Genomic DNA, 21,769 nt, shown 5'->3' with positions numbered 1-21,769 from the left:
TTTATTTGACTTGCCTGCCCTTCCAATCGTATTTTCCAACATTCCCCAATATTCCGATATAAGCTAAGTATAGAATATGGGCCAGACTCAATATCGGGAGATACCAAAGCAAAGTCGTACGTTTCGCAAAATTGGTTAAGGGCTGAATAAACAAAAACTCAACTGTTATTTTAAGGAGCAATGCAAAGAGGACAACCCCTCCAAGTGTCTTCACCCCTGTGACCGTAAGAATTGCCGCCATCAGCAATAGCACATTGAACAGCCAAATAGCAATTCCCAAAGCAATGACACCTTTATTTTTATACTTGGTACTCTTGGATGCCCAACGTCTTCTTTGGCTAATAAATGACCCAAGATCAGGCTTGGCGTCCGTATACACAATAGCATCCTCTGATTTACAAAAAGCAATCCGTTCGGGATACTTCTCAGCCACCTTATGCAAAAATAACTCATCGTCCCCCGAAGCAAGCTCATCGATACCTTTAAACCCTCCCATTTGTTTAAATATATCTTTTCGATAAGCTAAATTCGCACCATTACAGGTCGTAGGTTTTCTATTACCAATACCCGCTGCACCAAGGCCTATGAGATACAGGAATTCCAAGGTCTGTAGTCGTTCAAAAAAACTCTTTTCCTCCGAGTATACGACTGGAGAAGACAATAAATAAGCATCTTCCTTTTCAAAGGTTCCGATCACGGTAGCCAGCCAATTTGGTCCCATTCGGCAGTCTGCATCTGTCGTTATAATAATCTCCCCCTTACAGCAATCAATCGCCCTTGAGATCGCCAGCTTCTTATAGGAATTCATCCGACCATTCTCATTTAGCTGAATCAACTTGACTCCACTTTCGATATATTCTTTAACAATCGCGGAGGTATTGTCATCCGAGTGGTCATCAATAATAATAAGTTCAAGAAGTTCACTCGGAAAATTTTGATTTAATATGGATGCTATCGTTCTCCGGATATTTAATTCTTCATTGCGGGCAGCAATAATTACCGATACGCTTTTGGTAGAAATTAAGTTACTGTGAGGTGCCTGGATTGTAGCCCAACCTTTCCGCATCCATAATACGAGGATAGCGTACACACAGGCAAAACTGATCAATAAATAGCTAAGAATTTGTATCACCGAAAAAATTTATCTTAAAAACAAAAATAGAACCAAATATTGCAGGAAGAATTAAATTGACAAACCAAATACATGATACAATAGCCATCACCGCAATCTCCTGTGTTGTAATATAGCTATAAAGATTACTTGCCACAAAACTCCGCACACTAAAATCAAAAATATCCAAGGTAGGTAGTGCTGCCTGGACGAAAAAGAGGATAAAAATCATCAAGATCATGGATAAAAGAGGCAGCTCAGGCAAAGTCAATTTCATCAAAATAATATATTGTGAGGTAAAAATGATGAATCTAGCCAATGAATTTAGCAAAACAATACAGAGCTCACGTGCAGAATAATGTTCAAGGACTTCAAAAAAAGGCTTGATTTTCGTCAAAAACTTAATTCGACCCACAAGCATATCCACCCATCGCACATTAAAATACAATATCACAAACCCGACAGCATAAATAATAGCCAACAACCAAACCCCAAATTGAACAGATAATGGCGTAGATAAGAACTTACAGAGAAACCAGGCGATGCTCAGTGATCCTGCGACACTTGTCAGTACCAGTTGGGCAAATAACCCAACCCCCATGGCGACAGCTCCCTTAGCTCTATTGTGGGGTTTCAGAAATAATACCCTTCCACCATATTCGCCAATCCGATTCGGGGTAAAAATCGCCCATGTAAGTCCACAAAAAACGGACTGAAATGCCTTCCAAAAAGATATTCGCTCCAGTTTGGATGCAAGATAGCGCCATTTGACAACCTCCAGAAGCCAGTTTACAAGCATTAAAACAACAATCAAAATCAGCGTCCATACAACAGAATGTTGCTCCAATCCAGTGATTAGCGTCTTAAACTTATCGATATTGCTCTTATCAGACACCTTGGTAATAATATACCATGTCGCAAGTGCAAAAACCAGTATCTTTAATAAAAGACTGATGTATTTTTTTTGTCTCCCGGTCAACTTTTGATAATTAGAAAGCAATGTTACTAAATTTTGTCCAAATGATTAAGTTTTGTACACATCAATCCACTTATAAAGAGCAAAATTTGTAATATTGTACATGCAGAAGGAAAAGGCGAAAGAAAGAATCATTCTAGGGATAGACCCCGGTACAGTCGTGCTTGGGTACGGAATTATTAGAGAAGTCGGCAATACCATATCCCTTATTTCAATGGGTGTGATCAAAATGGGGCATCTCGATGACCATGCCTTAAAATTGCAACGCATCTTCAAAAAGACCTCTGCATTAATGCAAGAATATAATCCGGATTGCGTTGCGCTAGAGTCACCCTTCTACGGCAAAAATATTCAAGTGATGCTCAAACTCGGGCGGGCGCAGGGCGTTGCCATGGCGGCAGCACTGGCACAGGATATTCCGATCTTTGAATATTCACCCAGAAAAATAAAGCAATCCGTCACCGGAAATGGAAATGCTACGAAAGAACAGGTTTCTGCCATGCTCAAAAACCTATTAAAGTTTGAAGAAACACCCCAATTTCTAGATGCGACAGATGGGCTGGCCATTGCGGTCTGCCATTCATTTCAAAAAAACAGCAGCACTGGCAACGGAAAATCCTATTCAGGCTGGTCCTCTTTTATCAAAGACAATAAAGACCGAATCAAATAATTACATCTGCACCTGTCGAATCACATTTTTCACATTTAATTCGACAATATCAGTCATTGTCTTACATTTCAAGTAAGAATTATTTTGGTAAAACTCCGCATAACCTTCGCGCAGTTGTTTTATATTTTCGGGCGTTGAAAGGATCTGGGTCTGCGAAGCGTCCCGAAGATCAGCAATGCGGTGCCGTTCGCTCCGCACCCTATGCACGATCGAAGAACGTTCCTCCTGTTGATATTGCTGCACCGTTTTTTCTGTCAAATGCTCCATGGCAAGCTTGACGTATGGATAGTTCTCTTTAAAGAACTGTGGCATATATACTTTCGGATTTCCCTCATAAAACTGCTGGTCAAAATCAATGGCCCTGATCCTAAACTGAAAATCATCAAAATCAGGTGTAATCTGCATAACAAAATTATAGGCACGCATATCTCCCAGCAGCGTGATAATACAACGTTCGTTAAACTTGACGAATTCCTTCGAAATCCGTGTCAGATTGTAATCAGGCGTAAACATTCGGGTTTGCGAGAATATATCACCGGGAATACCAACAATATGCTCCTCAACCAATGTGTCCTGATCCACCATATAGTTGACCTGATTGGGAGATAGTATTTCCTCCAGCTCTAAGCCGTATATCCGTGATGCATCTGCCTGCTTGATATAAAAATAATCGTAGACGTCATTCAGCCGGTTTACAATACGAATACGAAAAGGCCTCGTATTACCAAAACCGCAATACTCCACGCGGTCGATATATTTGTGCTGTACAATCCGTGTATTACCAGAAGCTTTGAGCTTAGCATAAATTACTTTTAACCCGTCATACAACTGATCAATGAGATATTGAGGATAGAGTGGAGTTTCCCAAAAAGTATCATGACCAAATTTATCCATGACTGGTACCGTCTCTGTAAAATTCAATAAATCCTTATAACCAATGGGCAATTTCTCATCCCGTTGATATAACCTAAGATATTTATGGAGCCCTTCCCCTACCTCAAAAATCGGCTTCTTCCTCGAAATCTTTACATCTTGAACTTCTTCCATCTTTATTTTAGTATTGAGACCTTGCTCTGACATGCCCTACAGTTTACTTATTTTACCTTTGATCTTCGTAACACCGTATGAGATCCTTAATCACAGGATATCCTCCTATTTCCACCCAACTTTAATAACAAGATAACGAAAGAATCCGATAACCTTACAATAAAATCACCTCTAAAACAATTATAAGCACTTTCAATCAAAAACATACAACATTATCAATATCAATAAGTATTTTTTATTAAATTTACATCTATAAACCGAAAATTCTTAGTAATTTTGAAATAAATTTAATTATTTTAGCAATTGGTCAGATTTTAATGTATGACTGATGAATGAAACACAAAACCCATTGTTAATGGAAAATCAATATGCAAACTATGATCTAGACAATTTGGATATCCAAATCCTGTCTATTCTAATGAACGATGCTTCTATTCCTTATACCGAGATTGCAAAAAAGCTAATCGTATCAGGTGGTACCATCCACGTTAGAATGAAGAAGATGGAAGAGTTAGGTATCATCAGAGGTTCAAATCTTATTATCAATCCCCAAAAAGTTGGATTTGACATCACTGCCTTTCTCGGTATTTATCTAGAAAAAGGTTCACAATATGCAGATGCGGTAGATAAGTTGAAAGAAATCAAAGAAGTGGTTGAGTTACATTATTGTACCGGCCAATACAGTATTTTTGCAAAAATTATCTGTAGGGACACTGTCCACCTCAGAAAAGTATTGAACGAAGATATCCAATCCGTACCCGGAATTCAGCGTACGGAAACGATTATCTCCCTTGAAGAAAGTATTAAGCGTCAGATCAGCTTAGTCTAGTATAAAAAAAGCTTCCAACAGTTGGAAGCTTTTTTTATACTATCTCTTGTAGCATAGCCACATACAAATCTATTCCTTCCCGAATTTCATCAATATAAATAAATTCATCAGCCATGTGCGATCTTGCACTGTCTCCGGGCCCCAGTTTCAAAGAAGGCACCGGAATAAGCGCCTGATCACTCATCGTCGGAGATCCATATAGCTTACGACCAAGTTTTATTCCTGCCTGAACGATAGGATGTTCCTCCGGAATAGCTGATGATTTCAAACGAGTAGATCGAGCCGAAACTTCCGAAGTAACATGAGATTTGATGATCGCCAGTGTTTCTTCATTTGTATAAGCATCAGTTGTCCGTACATCGACCACAAAACTACAATTGGCCGGCACTACATTATGTTGCGATCCTGCTTGAATCATTGTCACGGACATTTTTATCGGGCCTAAGGTAGTTGATGTTTTTTCAAAAGCATAGTCCTTAAACCACTGTATATCTTTAATTGCTTTATAAATAGCATTGTCACCCTCATTACGAGCAGCATGGCCCGCCACCCCTATTGCATTGCAGTCCAATACCATCAGACCTTTTTCGGCGACAGCTAAATCCAGCAGTGTCGGTTCGCCAACAATTGCAAAATCAATAGGTCCGATATCCTCCAGGACGCACTCAATCCCGTTTCTTCCCGATATTTCCTCCTCGGCACTCGCCACTAGACAAAAATTGTATTTTAAGCCCTTCTCGTCGTAAAAATACAAGAAAGTGGCGATCAACGACACCAGACATCCGCCCGCATCGTTACTTCCTAAACCATACAGTTTCCCGTCCTCCTCAGAAGGTGCCAATGGATCACGAGTATACCCCGGATTGGCTTTTACCGTATCATGGTGCGAATTAAGCAGAATAGTCGGTTTATCTAGTGCGTACTGTTTGTTGTATACCCAAACATTATTCCCCTTTCTAAAGGTTTTAATGAGCCTTTCTTTGAAAAATGCCTCAATCAGGTCAGCCGTCAGAACCTCCTCCCGACTTAAGGAAGAAAGCGCGATCAACTGTTTCAATAAAGCTAAGCTATCTTTGAATAAGCTCTCCTTATCCTTCATGATATAGTCCTCCTGCTTTATCGGCAGACAATTTTATTCCTTTGATAAATGCCGAACTAAAACCATGATGTTCCATTTCATTCAATCCAGCTATGGTACACCCTTTCGGTGAAGTTACCTTATCGATCTCGCCCTCAGGATGCGCATTCGTATGCAATAATAAATCTGCGGCACCTTTAGCCGTCTGCACAGCCATTTTTAAGGCATCATGTGCATGGAAACCAATCTCAACTCCACCCTGTGATGCCGCTCGTATAGCCCGTAAGAAAAAAGCTATTCCACAGGCACACAAGGCTGTTGCCGAAGTCATCAGATCTTCATTTATAATGACTACCGAACCAACGGTCTCAAACATCTTTTCTACCTCAGCTAGACTACCTTCCGAAGCATTATCACTCGCAATACAAGTCATCGACTGAGCGATGGCAATAGCCGTATTTGGCATCGCACGTACTACCGTCGCATCATCACCCAATACGGCTCTCAGGTCAGCACAGGAAACACCAGATACAATGGAAACAAAAATCTGGTTTTTCTTATCTATTTCGGGAGCGACTTCAACCAATACCTTTTTTAGCTGCTGCGGTAATATGGCGAAGACAATAATATCAGCACCTTTAACAGCAGCTTTATTATCATTACTTACCGAGAATCCCTGGCTTGCTTCCTCAGCCAAAGCATTCAGATTTCTGCGGGTCAATGTAATATCGGCAGCACTAGCGAACTCGCTTTTAACAAGCCCTTTCGCCAAGGAAAGACCGATATTGCCACTTCCGATGATAGTGACCTTTTTCATAGTTGGGTTTAGATTAGATTACATGATTATTTTAATGTCAAACAGGTACCGAACTGCCCCTGTTGAAACAAGTGCAAATTATTGGCATGACCAATATATACCTCCTGAACACCTTTATTTATCGCATTAAATGCATTTTGCAATTTTGGAATCATACCATCATTGACAATGCCCGATTCCTTAAGATATTCAAATTCATCAGATTTAATCGTTGGTATCACCGAATTTTCATCGGTCACATCACGTAATACTCCATTTTTCTCGAAGCAGTACACCAACGAAGTCTCATACAGGGACGACAAAGAGACCGCTAAAGAAGATGCAATGGTATCCGCATTGGTATTGAGCAGCTGCCCTAAACCATTATGCGTAATGGCAGAGAATACCGGAACAAAGCCTGCTTCCAGGAATTTTTTTATTGCCAATGTATTCACAGAATCATGCAATAAATCTCCAACAAAACCATAGTCAATATCTTTGACAGGTCTCTTTATAGCCTTAATTACATCACCATCAGCCCCTGTCAAGCCAACAGCATCACATTTTAGTTTTTGTAATTTGGCAACGATGGTCTTATTTGTCAATCCAGCATACACCATCGTCACAATACGCAGCATATTTTCATCTGTCACTCTGCGGCCATCAACCATTTGCGCTTGTAGACCAAGCTCACTTGCAAGACGTGTCGCAATTTTGCCACCGCCATGCACGAGGATTTTCTTCCCTGACAGTGCGGAAAATTTCTCTAAAAAAGAATCTAACAGACCCTCATCGTCGATAATATTTCCGCCAATTTTTATAATATTTAATACACTATTAGCCATTACGCAACTTTTCCCAAATAAAAATAGTTTCTCAATAATCAAAAGACCGATCTTAGACTAGATCTTCCAGCATTCGTTTTAAAACAACCTGTGCCGCCCAGACACGATTACTTGCTTCCTTAATCACCAAGGAGTTTGGTCCATCCAAAATCTCGGATGATAATTCCAAATCCCGTCTTACCGGTAAGCAATGCATGACCTTCGCGTCATTCGTCAAAGACAACTTCTCGTTATCCATCATCCAATCCTCGTCAACGGTATATACCTCGCCATACTCCTGATAGGATGACCAGTTTTTCACATAAACAAAATCAGCATCTTTCAGGCTTTCATTTAGATTTGTTGAAATTGTCGCTCCCTTCGTAAAATCCTTACTGAGTTCATAGCCCATAGGTTGCGCGATGGTAAAATCGACAAGTCCTTCCGCTTGCGCCTGACACATCCATTCCGCAAAAGAATTCGGTACAGCCTGTGGTAAAGCTTTCACATGCGGAGCCCAAGCCAATACAACTTTTGGTTTCGCTGTCTTCTTATGTTCGGTGATCGTAATGATATCCGTTAAACTTTGTAATGGATGGCGTGTTGCACTTTCAAGCGAAACAACAGGTACACCACAATATTTAATAAATTTGTTGAATAGATCCTCACTGTAATCTTCTTCCCGATCTTTTAACTTCGGAAAAGACCGTAAGCCAAGGATATCACAATATTCACCCATGACGGCTGCTGCCTCACGGATATGTTCAACAGTGCTGCCGTTCATCACGACACCATCCTGTGTCTCCAACGCCCAGCCATCCTTGTCCATGTTCATAACCATGACATTCATACCCAAGTTCATCGCCGCTTTTTGAGTACTCAAACGTGTACGTAAACTAGGATTTAAAAACACAAGACCCAAGGTCCTATGCTTACCAAGATCTTGGTTAGCATAAGGTGCCGCTTTTAGCGCCAACGCCTCTTGAACAACGTCTGCTACACTGGATACGTCTTTTACAGAGAAAAACTTTTTCATCTATATAAATCATTTATGCGAGCCTTTTCTAGGACACAATGCATTGTGCTACCCGCTTTGTTTATTTATGCTGAAGAAACAATTCAGATAGGTCCCCCCTTACACGGAGAAGTCACCCTTATTATTTCATCTAATTATCGTTAAGCGACTACAACCGCCTTTATATGTTCTTTTAATGCCAATAAAAATTGATCAGCATGTTCTTTGGTAATATTCAATGCTGGAAGCAATCGAATAACGTAAGGTTTAGCTTCCCCCGTAAAAATACGATTCTTTAACAAAAGATCTTTCTTTACATGTGCCAAAGATGCTGGAAGCTCGATTCCGATCATCAATCCTCGGCCCCTTACTTCTACGATCTCTTCAATTTTCTTTAATTCGTCAATGAGATACTGTCCTACAGCATTCGCATTCTCCATCAAACGATCCTGTTGAATCACCTCCAAAACAGCCAAAGCCGCTGCACAGGCCAAGTGGTTGCCACCAAAGGTTGTCCCTAAACTACCATGGGAAGCTTTAAACTTAGGAGAGATACTTATTGCCCCGATAGGAAAACCATTTCCCATCCCTTTGGCCATGGTATAAATATCCGCGTCTACTCCAGAATAATCCTGCGCATAGAACAAACCCGTCCGACCGTAGCCACATTGCACCTCATCAGCAATAAATACGGCATTATATTGGTCGCAAAGTGAGCGGATCAATTGAAGAAAAGTAACGGACGCTTCCCTAATTCCACCAACACCTTGGATACTTTCAATAATAACAGAGGAAATTTCCGTGCCATAAGCTGAAAATGCATCCTTTAGTGCTTCCTCATCATTGAACGGAAGAAAAACGACGTTGTCAGTCTCATTGACAGGCGCAACAATACTCGGATTGTCGGTCGCAGCCACAGCCAGCGATGTTCTACCATGAAACGATTTAGAGAACGCGATTACTTTTTTTCTCTTATTATAGAAAGAAGCAAGCTTCAAAGCATTTTCATTCGCTTCGGCGCCAGAATTACAAAGGAATAAGTCATAATCAACCTTACCAGATACTTCGCCAAGCAATCGCGCAAGTTCACGCTGAATTGGAATTTCAACAGAATTAGAATAGAATCCGATACGATTCAACTGCTCTGTAATACGTTGTACATAATGTGGATGCGTGTGTCCGATCGATATCACGGCATGGCCACCATACAAGTCCAAATAAGCATTTCCTTCGGCATCCCACACCGTAGATCCATTAGCTTTAACTATGTTAATGGGATTAATGGGATAAACATCAAATGGTTTCATCTTAATGAATTATAGATTGATAAACGAAATAGCTAGTAATAGAAAAAGCTATCAGATTTTAGCATTACAAATATATCAGTTATAACGGTAGGAATGGTCATAAAATAAAAAAAGTCCTCTTAAAAAGAGGACTTTTTTTTATTTGTAACGGGATCAATATTATTCTCCGTCAACTTTTTCTTCACCTTCTACTTCAGCTTTTACCTCTGCAGGAGCTTCGGTCTCAGCAGGAGCAGCAGCTTTTTTAGCACCGCCACGACGACGAGTAGCTTTTTTCTCAGCAGCAGCAGATTTTTTACCGTAGATTTCGTTGTAATCAACAAGCTCGATGAAAGCCATTTCCGCATTATCACCTAAACGGTTTTCCATTTTGATGATACGAGTGTAACCACCTGGACGGTTAGCTACTTTTTCAGAAATTTCGCGGAACAAGATAGAAACTGCGTCTTTATCTTTCAAATAAGCGAATACTGTACGACGAGAGTGTGTTGTGTCGTTTTTAGATTTAGTAATCAAAGGCTCTACATACGTACGCAATGCTTTAGCTTTAGCCAAAGTAGTTGTGATACGTTTGTGTAGGATTAATGATGTCGCCATGTTAGCCAACATTGCTTTTCTATGGCTATCCGTACGGCCTAAGTGATTTACTTTTTTTCCGTGTCTCATTTTGATTTTATTATACTATATATACCGTTCTTGTTTTATATAAATTGCTAAACTTTTCAAAGGCAACTGCCCATCTCGTCCAGCAATCAGCTTCAAGAGGAATTACATATAGTGGTCGCTTAATAAATTATTATTCTTCGTCTAATTTATATTTTGCCAAGTTCATTCCGAATGATAAACCTTTGGATTTAACCAATTCCTGAATTTCACTTAACGATTTTTTACCGAAGTTTCTGAATTTCAACATATCAGCTACGTCGTAAGTTACCAACTCAGCTAATGTACGAATATCAGCAGCTTTCAAACAATTCAATGCACGCACTGAAAGGTCAAGGTCTACTAATTCTGTTTTCAAAATCTTACGCATGTGCAAGATTTCTTCATCGACGACTTTAGTTTCCTCTTTTGTTTGCGACTCAAGCAGCATATTCTCATCAGAGAATAAGATAAAGTGTTGAATTAAGATCTTAGCAGCCTCTTTTAAAGCTTCTTCGGGGTGAATTGAGCCATCTGTAGAGATATCCAACAACAATTTCTCGTAGTCAGTTTTTTGCTCTACACGGTAATTCTCAATGGTATATTTAACATTCTTGATCGGAGTAAAGATCGAATCGATAGCGATAACACCTACCGGCGCATCAGTCACTTTATTCTCATCTGCATTTACATATCCACGACCTTTAGCAATACTCAATTCCAATTCAATTGTCACTGCGTTATCCATGTTACAGATTACCAAGTCTGGATTTAAGACAGTAAAGTTATTAGAGAATTTTGTGATATCACCAGCTAAGAATTGTTCTTGACCATTGATTACTACAAATACCTTTTCGTTGTCGCCAATCTCACCTGTTTTTTTGAAACGGATCTGTTTCAAGTTCAAGATAATTTCAGTTACGTCTTCAACAACACCTTTGATCGTTGAAAATTCGTGCGAAACGCCAGAAAACCTTATCGACGTAATTGCATATCCTTCTAACGAGGACAATAGAATACGGCGCAAAGCATTACCAATGGTTACACCAAAACCAGGCTCCAATGGACGAAATTCAAACGTACCATCAAAATCCGTAGATTTCTGCATGATAACTTTATCCGGTCTTTGAAATGCTAAAATTGCCATTTATTTTCTTTTAATGTTTTATTTGTAATAATAATTGTAATACAACAGAAAGATGCATACCCCAAAACTGGACTATGCATACTTCTATTTTATTTATTATTTAGAGTATAACTCAACGATTAAGTTCTCTTTAATGTTTTCAGGAATATCAGATCTTTCCGGATAGCTTAAGAAAGTACCTGTTAATTCTTTCGCATTCCACTCTAACCAAGAAAATTTATTTACAGTACGACCTGCAACTGAATTAGTGATGGCTTCAAGCGTTTGAGAACGTTCACGAACTGCTACAACGTCACCTGGACGCAAGCTATATGATGGAATGTTAACAACACTTCCGTTAACAGTAATGTGTTTATGAGATACTAACTGACGAGCAGCAGCACGAGAAGTAGCAATACCTAAGCGGTAAACTACGTTATCCAAGCGAGCTTCTAATAATTTCAAGAAGATCTCACCTGTAATACCTTGTTTAGAGGAAGCTTTAACAAATAAGTTAGCGAATTGACGCTCTAATACACCATAAGTGTATTTTGCTTTTTGTTTTTCTAACAACTGAATAGCATATTCAGATTGTTTACCTCTGCGTTTAGAAGCTCCGTGTTGTCCAGGAGGGTAATTTTTCTTTTCTAACGCTTTATCAGGGCCGAAGATCGGCTCTCTAAATTTACGGGCAATTTTGGACTTAGGTCCTGTATATCTAGCCATTTTCTTTTACAATTAAAGTATCTATCAGCCTATAGCCGATGAATCTTATCTTTAAATTAATTAAACTCTTCTGCGTTTTGGAGGACGACAACCGTTGTGAGGAAGTGGTGTGATATCTTTAATAGTAGTCACATCGATTCCTACAGTTTGTAATGTTCTGATTGCAGATTCGCGACCAGCACCAGGTCCTTTAACAAACACTTCAACTTTGCGTAAACCCAAGTCATGAGCAACTTTTCCACAGTCTTGCGCAGCTTGACCAGCAGCATATGGAGTATTCTTTTTTGAACCACGGAACCCCATTTTACCGGCACTAGACCAAGAAATAGTTTGTCCTTGATTATTAGTCAAAGTTACAATGATATTGTTAAACGTTGCGTTAATGTGAGCCTGACCTATAGGTTCAATAACAACGATACGCTTTTTTGCAGCTTTTTTAGTTTTAGCCATTTCTTATTTATTATTTAGTAGCTTTTTTCTTGTTTGCAACTGTCTTACGTTTACCTTTACGAGTACGTGAGTTGTTTTTAGTACGTTGACCACGAACTGGTAAGTGTTTACGGTGACGCAATCCACGGTAACAACCGATATCCATTAAACGTTTGATGTTCAATTGGATTTCTGAACGCAATGAACCTTCTACTTTCAATTCATCATTGATGATGCTACGAATTGCTGCCAATTGCTCATCATTCCACTCTTGTACCTTCACATCTTCGCTGATACCAGCTTTTTCCAAGATATATTGAGCTCTTGTACGACCGATACCAAAAATATAGGTAAGGCCGATCACACCTCTTTTGTTTTTAGGTAAATCAATACCTGCTATCCTTGCCATATAATATTAAGCTATTATTTTTAATGAATTAACCCTGACGTTGTTTAAACTTCGGGTTCTTTTTGTTGATTACAAAAACTTTACCTTTACGACGGATGATCTTACAGTCCGCGCTACGTTTTTTTATTGATGCTCTTACTTTCATGATATTTATTTTTTCAAAAGCTTGTGCTAATTAAAAGGCTTACGACTATTTATAGCGGTAAGTAATCCTTCCCTTAGTCAAATCATACGGAGACATTTCCAATTTAACTTTATCCCCAGGTAAAATTTTGATATAGTGCATACGCATTTTACCAGAAATATGGGCAATGATTTCATGTCCATTTTCCAATTCTACCCTAAACATAGCATTAGAAAGTGCCTCTCTAATTATACCGTCTTGTTCTATTGAGGCTTGTTTAGCCATATATTCTCGATTAAATTTAATTTAAAAGCCTGCGAACAGGAGTGCAAAGATAAATAAAAATAATTGAAAACCAACTACTTTTTGTTCAAAACTTTCTCTACATGTTCGAATGTCAGCAACACATCTGGTTCACCTTTTCGGATGGCAACCATCTGTTCGAAGTGCGCCGATAACTTCCCATCTACTGTACTTACTGTCCAACCATCGTCCCAAAAACGAACACCTGCCCGTCCCGCATTGATCATTGGCTCGATACAAATAACCAAACCTTCTTCCAACTTCGGGCCTGCACCACGTTTTCCATAATTTGGAACTTCTGGTTTTTCATGTAAATGATATCCAACGCCATGTCCGACCAGTTCGCGTACAATTCCGAAACCGAACTTGCTCACGTACTCTTGGACCGCAGAGGAAATATCCCCAACACGTTTACCGGCCACAGCCTGTTCAACACCTTTGTACAATGATTCCTTTGTGACATCCAACAACAATTGGGCTTCTTCAGAAATCTCACCTACACCGAAAGTGTAAGCTGAATCACTGATAAAACCGTTCAAATTGACACCCCCGTCGACTGAAACAAGATCACCATCTTTAATTTCATAATCGCCCGGAAAACCATGTACAATCTGATCGTTGACAGAGATACACAAAGAGTATGGAAATCCATGATAATTTAAGAACGCTGGCGTACCGCCATTATCATGAATATACTCATAAGCTAATTTATCAAGAGATATAGTTTTTACCCCAGGCTTAATCACTTTTGCGATTTCACCAAGCAATTGCGAAAGCACATCTGCTGACTTCCGCAATTGCTCTATATCATCTGCTGACTTATAAAATACTTTAGACATCTAAAGAAATTAAATTGCCGAATGATCCATTCCCTCAACAGACGCGGCCGAACGACCTTTAATACGACCTGTTTTCATCAATCCATCGTAATGACGCATCAATAAATGAGATTCGATCTGTTGCAAAGTATCCAACACCACACCTACTAAAATCAATAAGGACGTACCTCCGTAGAAGTGTGCAAATTGATTATTAATACCAAACAAACTTGCAATAGCAGGTAGAATAGCAATAATCGCTAAGAAAATTGCACCTGGAAATGTAATATTTGATATTACGCGGTCTATAAAATTACTAGTTTCCAATCCCGGTTTAATACCCGGAACAAAACCTCCGTTTTTCTTCATGTCATCTGACATCTGTTGCGGATTCACCATGATCGCTGTATAGAAGAACGTAAATGCGATAATTAACACCGCAAAAGTCACGTTGTACGCTACAGAAGTATAGTTACTCAACGAAGTCAAAAATTCCGACTGAAGATTTGGGAAGAACTGTCCTAAACTCATTGGCACAAACATGATCGCCTGTGCAAAAATGATCGGCATTACACCTGCAGCATTTACCTTTAACGGTATATACTGACGTACTCCACCGACTTGCTTGTTTCCGACAATTTTCTTCGCATATTGCACAGGAATCTTACGAACCCCCTGTACGATCAAGATCGTAAAGATCACGACGAAGAACAAAGCCACAAATTCAAGCAACAATGGAATTGGACCACCACCACCTTTCGCCATTCTAGAAACCCATTCCGCAGTGATACCACTTGGCAATTGAGCGATAATACCAGTCATGATGATCAAAGAAATACCATTACCGATACCTTTATCCGTAATTTTTTCTCCTAACCACATCACAAATAAAGTACCGCCTGTCAAAACTATGGCAGTCAGAATAGTGAACAATGGGTCTGCGATTGTTTTAGCACTTGGCTCGATCTGAGTACGTACATAAGCAAAAGCCTGAAGCAAAGTAATCCCTAATGTTAAATAGCGAGTAATCTGATTCATTTTTTGACGACCACTTTCCCCTTCTTTCTGCATCTTTTGGAAGTAAGGAACCGCGATGCCCAGCAATTGAACAACAATGGATGCCGAGATATATGGCATTACCCCTAAAGCAAAGATAGCCGAACGAGAGAATGATCCCCCCGCAAACATATCCAGTAAGCCCAATAAACCCTCTTTTTGACCGGAAGCCAAAGCTTGAGGATTTACACCTGGTAATACCACGTGACATCCAATACGGTAAATCAAAAGAAAAAGTAAGGTATTTAGAATACGCGTACGTAAATCATCGATTTTCCAAATATTGGTTAAGGTTGTGATTAGTTTCTTCATTTATTAAATTTTAACGATAGAACCGCCTGCAGCTTCAATAGCTTTTTGAGCAGAAGCAGTAAACGCGTGCGCTGTTACTTCAACTTTAGCTTTCAATTCACCGCGGCCCAAGATTTTTACTTTGTCATTTTTAGACACTAATCCATGAGCTTTCAATGCATCGAAATCTACAGTTGTCAAATTGAATTTCTCGATCAACGTTTGCAAAGTATCCAAGTTTACACCATTGTACTCTACGCGGTTGATGTTTTTGAAACCAAATTTAGGCACACGACGTTGCAAAGGCATTTGACCACCTTCGAAACCGATTTTCGTAGAGTGACCTGAACGAGAACCAGCACCTTTGTGACCACGTGTAGAAGTACCACCACGACCAGAACCAGTACCACGGCCAATACGTTTGCTACTTTTTACTGCACCTTTTGCAGGTTTTAAATTACTTAAGTTCATTTTTAAACTAAATTGTGCTAGCCCTTCGCTCTCACTAAACAGGTACTAGCGATTAAAAAATAATTATTATTAATAACAAGTAATGGAAAGAGCCCAAAGACCCCTTCCATATGCTAATATTAAATAGTTTCGATAGCTACTAAATGGTTTACTTTACGTACCATTCCAATGATTGATGGAGTAGCTTCAACTTCTACTGAGTGGTTGATTCTTTTCAAACCCAATGCCTCAATAGTTTTCTTTTGGCGCTCGCTTCTGTCGATAACGCTCTTTATCTGGGTGATTTTGATTTTTGCCATGATAATTAACCGTTAAATACTTTATTCAAATCGACACCGCGGTGCTGTGCCACTGTATATGCATCACGCATGTTTGCTAAGGCAGTTACAGTTGCTTTTACCACGTTGTGTGGGTTAGAAGAACCTAATGATTTAGCCAATACGTCTTTGATACCAGCAGACTCCAATACTGCACGCATTGCACCACCTGCCAAAACTCCTGTACCACCAACAGCTGGTTTAATCAAAACTGAACCACCAGAATATTTACCATATTGTGCGTGAGGAACAGTACCTTTGATTACAGGAACTTTCACTAAATTTTTCTTTGCGTCGTCGATACCTTTAGTGATTGCTTCAGTTACCTCTTTAGCTTTACCTAAACCGTAACCAACAATACCGTTTTCATCACCTACTACAACAATTGCAGAGAAGCTGAAAGTACGACCACCTTTAGTAACTTTAGCTACACGTTGGATACTTACTAAGCGATCTTTTAATTCAATTTCGCTTGATTTTACTCTTTTTATATTGCTTAATGCCATTTCTTTCTATGATTAAAAGTCTAAACCGCCTTCGCGAGCACCTTCAGCCAAAGATTTGATACGGCCATGGTATAAGTACCCATTACGGTCAAAAACTACTTTATTAATACCTGCTGCTACTGCTTTTTCAGCAACCAATTTACCTACAGCTTTAGATTGATCAACTTTGTTACCAGATGCAACAAATTCTTTTGACAAGCTAGATGCAGCAACTAATGTTTTACCTGCATTGTCATCAATGATTTGCGCATAGATACCTTTGTTACTTCTAAAAACCGATAAACGTGGACGTTCAGACGTTCCAGCAAGGTTTTTTCTGATTCCTTTTTTGATTCTCTCTCTACGAGATGCTTTTTGTCCTGCCATGATTATTATTTTTTAGCTGATTTACCTGCTTTTCTTCTCAATACTTCACCTTCAAACTTGATACCTTTTCCTTTGTAAGGTTCTGGTTTACGGAAGCCACGGATTTTTGCCGCTACCTGACCGATCAATTGTTTGTCAGCACATTCTAAAGTGATTGTAGGGTTTTTACCTTTTTCAGCAGTAGTTGATACTTTAACCTCTTTTGGCAATACAAAAACAATCTGGTGAGAGAAACCTAAAGTTAACTCTAATACATTACCTGTACTTGTGGCACGGTAACCTACACCGACTAACTCTTGAGTAGTTTTGTAACCTTCAGTCACACCTTGAACCATGTTGTTCAACAGGGAACGGTATAGACCGTGTAATGCTTTGTGTTTCTTTTGATCAGTTGGACGTGTTACGACGATATTGCCATCTTCTTGAGCAATCGTGATGTCACGGTCAACCTGTTGTGTTAATTCGCCTTTAGGACCTTTTACTGAAACTAAGTTTTTGTCCGAAATAGTAACAGTTACCCCAGCAGGGATAGCGATAGGCGCTTTTCCAATTCTTGACATTTCTTTGTGTTTTTACCTAGATTAATAAACGTAACATAAAACTTCACCACCAACATTTTGAAGTCTAGCTTCTTTATCTGTCATAACACCTTTCGATGTTGACAAGATAGCAATACCTAAACCATTCAAAACACGAGGCATAGTATCAACGCTTGCATACTTTCTTAAACCAGGTTTACTCACACGTGTCAACGTACGAATAGCCGGAATTTTGCTAATTGGATTATATTTCAATGCGATTTTGATCGTACCCTGTACGCCATTCTCATCGAATTTGTAATTAGCAATGTAACCTTTGTCAAAAAGAACTTTAGTGATTTCTTTTTTAAGGTTCGATGCAGGAATTTCAACAACCCTGTGGTTGGCCTTGATGGCATTCCTTACTCGTGTAAGGTAATCCGCAATTGGATCTGTAGTCATTATATATGAAATTTGCGACAGCGGTTTCCCTCCCAACCATTGGTATGGGACCTGCTATCTGTTAAACAATTTTAAATGCAAAAACCCGGCAATCCTAAGTAGAATTGCCCGGGCAAAATTAAGTATTTTTTTTTAATTACCAAGAAGCTTTTTTCACCCCTGGGATCTTGCCATCCAAAGCCATCTCACGGAAAGTTACACGGGAGATACCGAATTGACGCATATATCCTTTAGGACGGCCAGTCAATTTACAACGGTTGTGTAAACGTACCGGAGAAGCATTTTTAGGTAATTTATCTAATGCAACGTAATCGCCAGCAGCTTTTAATTCTGCACGTTTTGCCGCATATTTAGCTACCAATTTAGCGCGTTTTACTTCGCGTGCTTTTAATCCTTCTTTAGCCATTGTTATTAGTATTTTGATTTTTAAATGGTAAACCGAATTGTTTCAACAATTCTAAAGCTTCAACATCATTTTGAGCAGAAGTCACAAAAGTGATATCCATACCTTGGATCTTGTTGATTTTATCAATGTTGATCTCAGGGAAAATGATTTGTTCAGTGATACCTAAGTTATAGTTACCACGTCCGTCAAAACCTTTATCGTTGATACCGCGGAAGTCACGAATACGTGGAAGCGATACTGCTACCAAACGATCCAAGAATTCGAACATGTTGTTGTCACGTAAAGTAACACGTGCCCCTACAGGCATACCTTTACGTAATTTAAAGTTTGAAATATCTTTTTTCGATTTTGTAGCAACGGCTTGTTGACCTGTAATTAAAGTCAATTCAGCGATAGCGTTATCGATTAATTTTTTGTCAGCTGTTGCAGCTCCTACGCCTTGTGAAACAACGATTTTCTCAAGTTTAGGAACCTGCATAATACTTTTATACTGAAATTTTTCTTGAAGTGCTTTACGGATTTCCTCCGCATATTTCACTTTTAATCTTGGTACGTAAGTCATTATTTAATTTCCTCCCCTGATTTTTTAGCGTAACGAACTAATTTACCATCTGCATTTAACTTACGGCCTACACGGGTAGTTTCACCTGTTTTAGGATCGATAACAGCTAAATTAGAGATGTTAATACCAGCTTCTTTCTCAATGATACCACCATTAGGATTAGCTGCACTTGGTTTAGTGTGTTTTTTTACGATGTTAGCGCCTTCAACGATAGCTCTATTTTTATCCACTAAAACAGTTAATACTTTTCCTTGAACACCTTTAGAGTTACCAGCGATAACTTTCACTAAATCACCTTTTTTAATTTTGATTTTGTGCGTAGTCGTTTTTGTTTTCTTGATTGCCATAATTATAAAACCTCCGGTGCTAGTGATACAATTTTCATGAACTGTTTCTCACGCAATTCTCTGGCAACAGGGCCAAAGATACGTGAGCCACGTGGCTCATCATTATTATTTAATAATACAGCGGCGTTGTCATCAAAACGGATATAAGAACCATCTTTACGACGGATTTCTTTTTTCGTTCTAACGACTACTGCTTTAGAAACGGAACCTTTTTTCACGTTTCCTGAAGGCATAGCGCTTTTCACCGATACAACAATCTTATCTCCGATTGATGCATAACGCTTACGCGTACCGCCCAATACACGGATTACTAAAACTTCTTTAGCACCGCTATTGTCAGCTACATTAAGTCTTGATTCTTGTTGTACCATGTTATTTAGCTCTTTCTATAATTTCAACTAATCTCCAGTTTTTTGTTTTACTCAGCGGACGAGTTTCCATAATTAATACCGTGTCGCCGATACCGCAGGTATTAGTTTCGTCATGAGCTTTAAATTTAGTAGTTTTTTTAACGAACTTACCATAGATAGGGTGTTTTACTTTACGTTCAACAGCCACTACAATAGACTTGTCCATTTTGTTGCTAACTACTAAGCCGATTCTTGTTTTTCTTAAATTTCTTTCCATTTCGACTTTAAATTTTACGCCTCAGAGGCTGTTTCGTTTTTAGCTGCAGCTTTGCGTGCACTGATTTCTGTGCTGATACGAGCGATAGCTCTGCGTGCTGCCTTGATCACGTTAGGGTTCTCAATAGCTGAAACAGCATGTGCAAATTTCAATTTCGTAAGGGCTGTTTTCTCCTCTACAAGACGAGCTGCTAAGTCCTCATTAGATAATTCTAAAATTTCTGAATTTTTCATGTTTTTTCAGTTGTTATTTGGGTTATCATCCGTTTATATGTAGCGTTAGGAGTAACGGCCCTAACGCTTAAATGATGACATTACCAAGATTTTTATGCTTCAACGTAGTCTCTACGAATCACAAACTTAGTTTGAACCGGAAGTTTTTGAGCTGCAAGGCGTAAAGCTTCTTTGGCAATTTCCAAAGGCACACCTTCTGCTTCAAATAACATACGGCCTGGGCGTACTACTGCTACCCAGTATTCTGGAGCACCCTTACCTTTACCCATACGTACCTCTGCAGGTTTTTTCGTAACAGGTTTGTCAGGGAAAATACGAATCCAAACTTGACCTTCACGTTTCATATAACGTGTAACCGCAATACGAGCTGCCTCGATTTGACGACTAGTGATCCATGCTTGCTCCATTGTTTTGATACCGAAAGAACCGAAAGCTAACTCCGCTCCACGAGAAGCGTTACCTTTCATGCGGCCTTTCTGCATCTTTCTGAACTTCGTTCTTTTTGGCTGTAACATGTTCGTATACTTTTTAAATCTGCTTCTTCAGCAGGTTTTTGTTGTAATCTAAATAAACTCTATTAATCTTTTTTCGGACCACGGTTATTTCCACCACGGTTGTTTCCACCACGGCTGTTTCCACCGCGACCACCTTTGTTACGGTTGTCACGACGTTCGCCACCACCTTCGTGGTTGCCACGTGATTTTACACCAGATGCTTGACCAATGTTTGGAGATAAGTCACGTTTACCGTAAACCTCACCTTTACAGATCCAAACTTTGATACCGATTTTACCGTATGTAGTCAATGCTTCAGCTAAAGCGTAGTCGATATCAGCACGCAATGTGTGTAAAGGAGTTCTTCCTTCTTTGTATTGTTCAGTACGTGCCATTTCAGCACCACCTAAACGACCAGAACACATGATTTTGATACCTTCTGCACCCATACGCATGGTAGAAGCGATTGAAGTTTTCATTGCACGACGGAATGAAATACGCGCCTCTAATTGCTTAGCGACACCTTCAGCTACTAACTTAGCATCTAACTCAGGGCGTTTGATCTCGAAAATGTTGATTTGAACATCCTTTTTAGTCAGTTTTTTCAACTCTTCTTTGATCTTGTCAACTTCTTGACCACCTTTTCCGATAACGATACCTGGACGAGCAGTGTGAATTGTAACAGTGATACGTTTTAAAGTTCTTTCGATAACAACTTTAGCTACACCACCTTTTGCAATACGAACAGAAAGATATTTTCTGATTTTTTCGTCTTCAACTAATTTATCGGAATAGTTTTTACCTCCGAACCAGTTAGAATCCCAACCTTTGATGATTCCTAATCTGCTACCTATTGGATTTGCTTTTTGTCCCATTTCTCAAT

General features: G+C 39.3%; 33 protein-coding genes. 2 read left to right on the top strand and 31 right to left on the bottom strand.

The genetic code is table 11. The features are described 5' to 3' along the window. Position 1: 1 nt before the first annotated feature. Together G6053_RS02975 and G6053_RS02970 are read right to left on the bottom strand one after the other, a co-directional pair. Entirely contained in the window at positions 2-1,132 is a 1,131-nt protein-coding gene (locus G6053_RS02975) for a glycosyltransferase (protein ID WP_241254905.1), read from the bottom strand. Beyond that, positions 1,116-2,090 (bottom strand): lysylphosphatidylglycerol synthase domain-containing protein, encoded by a 975-nt coding sequence (locus G6053_RS02970; RefSeq protein ID WP_165305504.1) that lies wholly within the window; start codon positions 2,088-2,090, stop codon positions 1,116-1,118. The genes G6053_RS02975 and G6053_RS02970 overlap by 17 nt, the downstream gene beginning before the upstream one ends. A 100-nt stretch (positions 2,091-2,190) precedes the next feature. Between G6053_RS02970 and ruvC the strand changes: the two genes are divergently transcribed. Further along, positions 2,191-2,757: a crossover junction endodeoxyribonuclease RuvC gene (gene ruvC, locus G6053_RS02965; protein ID WP_108636186.1), complete on the top strand. Its 567-nt coding sequence runs from the start codon at positions 2,191-2,193 to the stop codon at positions 2,755-2,757. On the opposite strand, the gene G6053_RS02960 is transcribed toward ruvC, so the two are convergent. Then, positions 2,758-3,837 (bottom strand): hypothetical protein, encoded by a 1,080-nt coding sequence (locus tag G6053_RS02960; protein WP_241254904.1) that lies wholly within the window; start codon positions 3,835-3,837, stop codon positions 2,758-2,760. It abuts the gene before it with no gap. 322 nt (positions 3,838-4,159) lie between these two features. On the opposite strand from G6053_RS02960, the gene G6053_RS02955 reads away from it, so the two are divergent. Continuing rightward, positions 4,160-4,633, top strand: coding sequence for an Lrp/AsnC ligand binding domain-containing protein (locus G6053_RS02955; protein WP_046674894.1), 474 nt, complete (start codon positions 4,160-4,162; stop codon positions 4,631-4,633). A gap of 34 nt (positions 4,634-4,667) precedes the next feature. Here the strand turns inward: G6053_RS02955 and G6053_RS02950 are convergent, their stop codons facing one another. The 28 genes from G6053_RS02950 to rpsC form a co-directional block, all read right to left on the bottom strand. Next, positions 4,668-5,732 carry a M20 family metallo-hydrolase gene (locus G6053_RS02950; RefSeq protein ID WP_165305503.1) on the bottom strand — a complete coding sequence of 355 codons (1,065 nt, stop codon included), beginning with the start codon at positions 5,730-5,732 and terminating at the stop codon, positions 4,668-4,670. After that, positions 5,722-6,528: a pyrroline-5-carboxylate reductase gene (gene proC, locus G6053_RS02945; protein WP_108636188.1), complete on the bottom strand. Its 807-nt coding sequence runs from the start codon at positions 6,526-6,528 to the stop codon at positions 5,722-5,724. Before proC ends, G6053_RS02950 begins: the two co-directional genes overlap by 11 nt. Before the next feature lie 26 nt (positions 6,529-6,554). Further along, the gene (argB, locus tag G6053_RS02940) at positions 6,555-7,352 is read right to left on the bottom strand and encodes an acetylglutamate kinase (RefSeq protein WP_108636189.1); all 798 of its coding nucleotides are present in this window, start codon (positions 7,350-7,352) and stop codon (positions 6,555-6,557) included. Between the two features lie 52 nt (positions 7,353-7,404). Next, positions 7,405-8,367, bottom strand: coding sequence for an acetylornithine carbamoyltransferase (locus G6053_RS02935; RefSeq protein WP_108636190.1), 963 nt, complete (start codon positions 8,365-8,367; stop codon positions 7,405-7,407). A gap of 140 nt (positions 8,368-8,507) precedes the next feature. After that, positions 8,508-9,653 (bottom strand): aminotransferase class III-fold pyridoxal phosphate-dependent enzyme, encoded by a 1,146-nt coding sequence (locus G6053_RS02930; protein ID WP_108636191.1) that lies wholly within the window; start codon positions 9,651-9,653, stop codon positions 8,508-8,510. 159 nt (positions 9,654-9,812) lie between these two features. Continuing rightward, positions 9,813-10,319, bottom strand: a complete 507-nt coding sequence (rplQ, locus tag G6053_RS02925; RefSeq protein WP_165305502.1) for a 50S ribosomal protein L17 — start codon at positions 10,317-10,319, stop codon at positions 9,813-9,815. Between the two features lie 130 nt (positions 10,320-10,449). Then, complete coding sequence (locus G6053_RS02920; RefSeq protein ID WP_077438111.1) at positions 10,450-11,442, bottom strand: DNA-directed RNA polymerase subunit alpha; 993 nt, start codon at positions 11,440-11,442, stop codon at positions 10,450-10,452. Positions 11,443-11,538: 96 nt separating this feature from the next. Next, a complete protein-coding gene (gene rpsD, locus G6053_RS02915; protein WP_108636193.1) occupies positions 11,539-12,147 on the bottom strand; it encodes a 30S ribosomal protein S4 in 609 nt (202 codons plus the stop codon). 60 nt (positions 12,148-12,207) lie between these two features. Further along, a complete protein-coding gene (gene rpsK, locus G6053_RS02910) occupies positions 12,208-12,597 on the bottom strand; it encodes a 30S ribosomal protein S11 (protein ID WP_108636194.1) in 390 nt (129 codons plus the stop codon). 10 nt (positions 12,598-12,607) lie between these two features. After that, on the bottom strand, positions 12,608-12,985 hold the full coding sequence (gene rpsM / locus G6053_RS02905; RefSeq protein ID WP_108636195.1) for a 30S ribosomal protein S13: 378 nt from the start codon (positions 12,983-12,985) through the stop codon (positions 12,608-12,610). A gap of 28 nt (positions 12,986-13,013) precedes the next feature. Next, positions 13,014-13,130 (bottom strand): type B 50S ribosomal protein L36, encoded by a 117-nt coding sequence (gene ykgO, locus G6053_RS02900; protein ID WP_013665024.1) that lies wholly within the window; start codon positions 13,128-13,130, stop codon positions 13,014-13,016. Between the two features lie 45 nt (positions 13,131-13,175). Further along, complete coding sequence (gene infA / locus G6053_RS02895; RefSeq protein WP_002997456.1) at positions 13,176-13,394, bottom strand: translation initiation factor IF-1; 219 nt, start codon at positions 13,392-13,394, stop codon at positions 13,176-13,178. Positions 13,395-13,468: 74 nt separating this feature from the next. Next, entirely contained in the window at positions 13,469-14,251 is a 783-nt protein-coding gene (map, locus tag G6053_RS02890; RefSeq protein WP_165305501.1) for a type I methionyl aminopeptidase, read from the bottom strand. Between the two features lie 9 nt (positions 14,252-14,260). Next, positions 14,261-15,598 carry a preprotein translocase subunit SecY gene (gene secY, locus G6053_RS02885; protein WP_108636196.1) on the bottom strand — a complete coding sequence of 446 codons (1,338 nt, stop codon included), beginning with the start codon at positions 15,596-15,598 and terminating at the stop codon, positions 14,261-14,263. Between the two features lie 3 nt (positions 15,599-15,601). Beyond that, a complete protein-coding gene (gene rplO, locus G6053_RS02880; protein ID WP_165305500.1) occupies positions 15,602-16,048 on the bottom strand; it encodes a 50S ribosomal protein L15 in 447 nt (148 codons plus the stop codon). A 119-nt stretch (positions 16,049-16,167) separates the two neighbouring features. Beyond that, entirely contained in the window at positions 16,168-16,347 is a 180-nt protein-coding gene (rpmD, locus tag G6053_RS02875) for a 50S ribosomal protein L30 (protein WP_046674880.1), read from the bottom strand. 5 nt (positions 16,348-16,352) lie between these two features. Continuing rightward, positions 16,353-16,871, bottom strand: a complete 519-nt coding sequence (gene rpsE, locus G6053_RS02870) for a 30S ribosomal protein S5 (RefSeq protein ID WP_104385209.1) — start codon at positions 16,869-16,871, stop codon at positions 16,353-16,355. A gap of 12 nt (positions 16,872-16,883) precedes the next feature. Further along, positions 16,884-17,237: a 50S ribosomal protein L18 gene (gene rplR, locus G6053_RS02865; RefSeq protein WP_088160091.1), complete on the bottom strand. Its 354-nt coding sequence runs from the start codon at positions 17,235-17,237 to the stop codon at positions 16,884-16,886. Positions 17,238-17,242: 5 nt separating this feature from the next. Next, positions 17,243-17,797: a 50S ribosomal protein L6 gene (rplF, locus tag G6053_RS02860; protein WP_108636198.1), complete on the bottom strand. Its 555-nt coding sequence runs from the start codon at positions 17,795-17,797 to the stop codon at positions 17,243-17,245. Positions 17,798-17,818: 21 nt separating this feature from the next. Beyond that, complete coding sequence (gene rpsH, locus G6053_RS02855) at positions 17,819-18,220, bottom strand: 30S ribosomal protein S8 (RefSeq protein ID WP_223584601.1); 402 nt, start codon at positions 18,218-18,220, stop codon at positions 17,819-17,821. Between the two features lie 133 nt (positions 18,221-18,353). After that, on the bottom strand, positions 18,354-18,623 hold the full coding sequence (rpsN, locus tag G6053_RS02850) for a 30S ribosomal protein S14 (protein ID WP_028071569.1): 270 nt from the start codon (positions 18,621-18,623) through the stop codon (positions 18,354-18,356). After that, positions 18,616-19,185 (bottom strand): 50S ribosomal protein L5, encoded by a 570-nt coding sequence (gene rplE / locus G6053_RS02845; RefSeq protein ID WP_046674875.1) that lies wholly within the window; start codon positions 19,183-19,185, stop codon positions 18,616-18,618. Before rplE ends, rpsN begins: the two co-directional genes overlap by 8 nt. Further along, positions 19,185-19,496 carry a 50S ribosomal protein L24 gene (gene rplX, locus G6053_RS02840; protein WP_181390672.1) on the bottom strand — a complete coding sequence of 104 codons (312 nt, stop codon included), beginning with the start codon at positions 19,494-19,496 and terminating at the stop codon, positions 19,185-19,187. The genes rplE and rplX overlap by 1 nt, the downstream gene beginning before the upstream one ends. 38 nt (positions 19,497-19,534) lie before the next feature. Next, positions 19,535-19,903, bottom strand: coding sequence for a 50S ribosomal protein L14 (gene rplN / locus G6053_RS02835; protein ID WP_104385212.1), 369 nt, complete (start codon positions 19,901-19,903; stop codon positions 19,535-19,537). A 1-nt stretch (position 19,904) separates the two neighbouring features. Then, positions 19,905-20,159: a 30S ribosomal protein S17 gene (gene rpsQ, locus G6053_RS02830; protein ID WP_028071573.1), complete on the bottom strand. Its 255-nt coding sequence runs from the start codon at positions 20,157-20,159 to the stop codon at positions 19,905-19,907. 14 nt (positions 20,160-20,173) lie between these two features. Beyond that, on the bottom strand, positions 20,174-20,392 hold the full coding sequence (gene rpmC, locus G6053_RS02825) for a 50S ribosomal protein L29 (RefSeq protein ID WP_108636200.1): 219 nt from the start codon (positions 20,390-20,392) through the stop codon (positions 20,174-20,176). A 92-nt stretch (positions 20,393-20,484) separates the two neighbouring features. Next, positions 20,485-20,907, bottom strand: a complete 423-nt coding sequence (gene rplP, locus G6053_RS02820; RefSeq protein WP_046674870.1) for a 50S ribosomal protein L16 — start codon at positions 20,905-20,907, stop codon at positions 20,485-20,487. 62 nt (positions 20,908-20,969) lie between these two features. Further along, complete coding sequence (rpsC, locus tag G6053_RS02815) at positions 20,970-21,761, bottom strand: 30S ribosomal protein S3 (RefSeq protein WP_108636201.1); 792 nt, start codon at positions 21,759-21,761, stop codon at positions 20,970-20,972. Between the last annotated feature and the right edge of the window lie 8 nt (positions 21,762-21,769).

The sequence above is a fragment of the Sphingobacterium sp. DR205 genome, assembly GCF_011064245.1.
In the GTDB taxonomy this organism is placed as follows: Bacteria; Bacteroidota; Bacteroidia; order Sphingobacteriales; family Sphingobacteriaceae; genus Sphingobacterium; species Sphingobacterium athyrii.
Note: the sequence above shows the minus strand (reverse complement) of the source record. Positions and strands in the feature narration are given on the sequence as shown.

Excerpts from the sequence above, each read along its gene's own strand:
- ruvC (WP_108636186.1), top strand. The coding sequence starts at position 2,191 with ATGCAGAAGGAAAAGGCGAAAGAAAGAATCATTCTAGGGATAGACCCC.
- G6053_RS02960 (WP_241254904.1), bottom strand. The coding sequence starts at position 3,837 with ATGTCAGAGCAAGGTCTCAATACTAAAATAAAGATGGAAGAAGTTCAA.
- G6053_RS02955 (WP_046674894.1), top strand. The coding sequence starts at position 4,160 with ATGGAAAATCAATATGCAAACTATGATCTAGACAATTTGGATATCCAA.
- G6053_RS02950 (WP_165305503.1), bottom strand. The coding sequence starts at position 5,732 with ATGAAGGATAAGGAGAGCTTATTCAAAGATAGCTTAGCTTTATTGAAA.
- proC (WP_108636188.1), bottom strand. The coding sequence starts at position 6,528 with ATGAAAAAGGTCACTATCATCGGAAGTGGCAATATCGGTCTTTCCTTG.
- argB (WP_108636189.1), bottom strand. The coding sequence starts at position 7,352 with ATGGCTAATAGTGTATTAAATATTATAAAAATTGGCGGAAATATTATC.
- G6053_RS02935 (WP_108636190.1), bottom strand. The coding sequence starts at position 8,367 with ATGAAAAAGTTTTTCTCTGTAAAAGACGTATCCAGTGTAGCAGACGTT.
- G6053_RS02930 (WP_108636191.1), bottom strand. The coding sequence starts at position 9,653 with ATGAAACCATTTGATGTTTATCCCATTAATCCCATTAACATAGTTAAA.
- rplQ (WP_165305502.1), bottom strand. The coding sequence starts at position 10,319 with ATGAGACACGGAAAAAAAGTAAATCACTTAGGCCGTACGGATAGCCAT.
- G6053_RS02920 (WP_077438111.1), bottom strand. The coding sequence starts at position 11,442 with ATGGCAATTTTAGCATTTCAAAGACCGGATAAAGTTATCATGCAGAAA.
- rpsD (WP_108636193.1), bottom strand. The coding sequence starts at position 12,147 with ATGGCTAGATATACAGGACCTAAGTCCAAAATTGCCCGTAAATTTAGA.
- rpsK (WP_108636194.1), bottom strand. The coding sequence starts at position 12,597 with ATGGCTAAAACTAAAAAAGCTGCAAAAAAGCGTATCGTTGTTATTGAA.
- rpsM (WP_108636195.1), bottom strand. The coding sequence starts at position 12,985 with ATGGCAAGGATAGCAGGTATTGATTTACCTAAAAACAAAAGAGGTGTG.
- ykgO (WP_013665024.1), bottom strand. The coding sequence starts at position 13,130 with ATGAAAGTAAGAGCATCAATAAAAAAACGTAGCGCGGACTGTAAGATC.
- infA (WP_002997456.1), bottom strand. The coding sequence starts at position 13,394 with ATGGCTAAACAAGCCTCAATAGAACAAGACGGTATAATTAGAGAGGCA.
- map (WP_165305501.1), bottom strand. The coding sequence starts at position 14,251 with ATGTCTAAAGTATTTTATAAGTCAGCAGATGATATAGAGCAATTGCGG.
- secY (WP_108636196.1), bottom strand. The coding sequence starts at position 15,598 with ATGAAGAAACTAATCACAACCTTAACCAATATTTGGAAAATCGATGAT.
- rplO (WP_165305500.1), bottom strand. The coding sequence starts at position 16,048 with ATGAACTTAAGTAATTTAAAACCTGCAAAAGGTGCAGTAAAAAGTAGC.
- rpmD (WP_046674880.1), bottom strand. The coding sequence starts at position 16,347 with ATGGCAAAAATCAAAATCACCCAGATAAAGAGCGTTATCGACAGAAGC.
- rpsE (WP_104385209.1), bottom strand. The coding sequence starts at position 16,871 with ATGGCATTAAGCAATATAAAAAGAGTAAAATCAAGCGAAATTGAATTA.
- rplR (WP_088160091.1), bottom strand. The coding sequence starts at position 17,237 with ATGGCAGGACAAAAAGCATCTCGTAGAGAGAGAATCAAAAAAGGAATC.
- rplF (WP_108636198.1), bottom strand. The coding sequence starts at position 17,797 with ATGTCAAGAATTGGAAAAGCGCCTATCGCTATCCCTGCTGGGGTAACT.
- rpsN (WP_028071569.1), bottom strand. The coding sequence starts at position 18,623 with ATGGCTAAAGAAGGATTAAAAGCACGCGAAGTAAAACGCGCTAAATTG.
- rplE (WP_046674875.1), bottom strand. The coding sequence starts at position 19,185 with ATGACTTACGTACCAAGATTAAAAGTGAAATATGCGGAGGAAATCCGT.
- rplN (WP_104385212.1), bottom strand. The coding sequence starts at position 19,903 with ATGGTACAACAAGAATCAAGACTTAATGTAGCTGACAATAGCGGTGCT.
- rpsQ (WP_028071573.1), bottom strand. The coding sequence starts at position 20,159 with ATGGAAAGAAATTTAAGAAAAACAAGAATCGGCTTAGTAGTTAGCAAC.
- rpmC (WP_108636200.1), bottom strand. The coding sequence starts at position 20,392 with ATGAAAAATTCAGAAATTTTAGAATTATCTAATGAGGACTTAGCAGCT.
- rplP (WP_046674870.1), bottom strand. The coding sequence starts at position 20,907 with ATGTTACAGCCAAAAAGAACGAAGTTCAGAAAGATGCAGAAAGGCCGC.
- rpsC (WP_108636201.1), bottom strand. The coding sequence starts at position 21,761 with ATGGGACAAAAAGCAAATCCAATAGGTAGCAGATTAGGAATCATCAAA.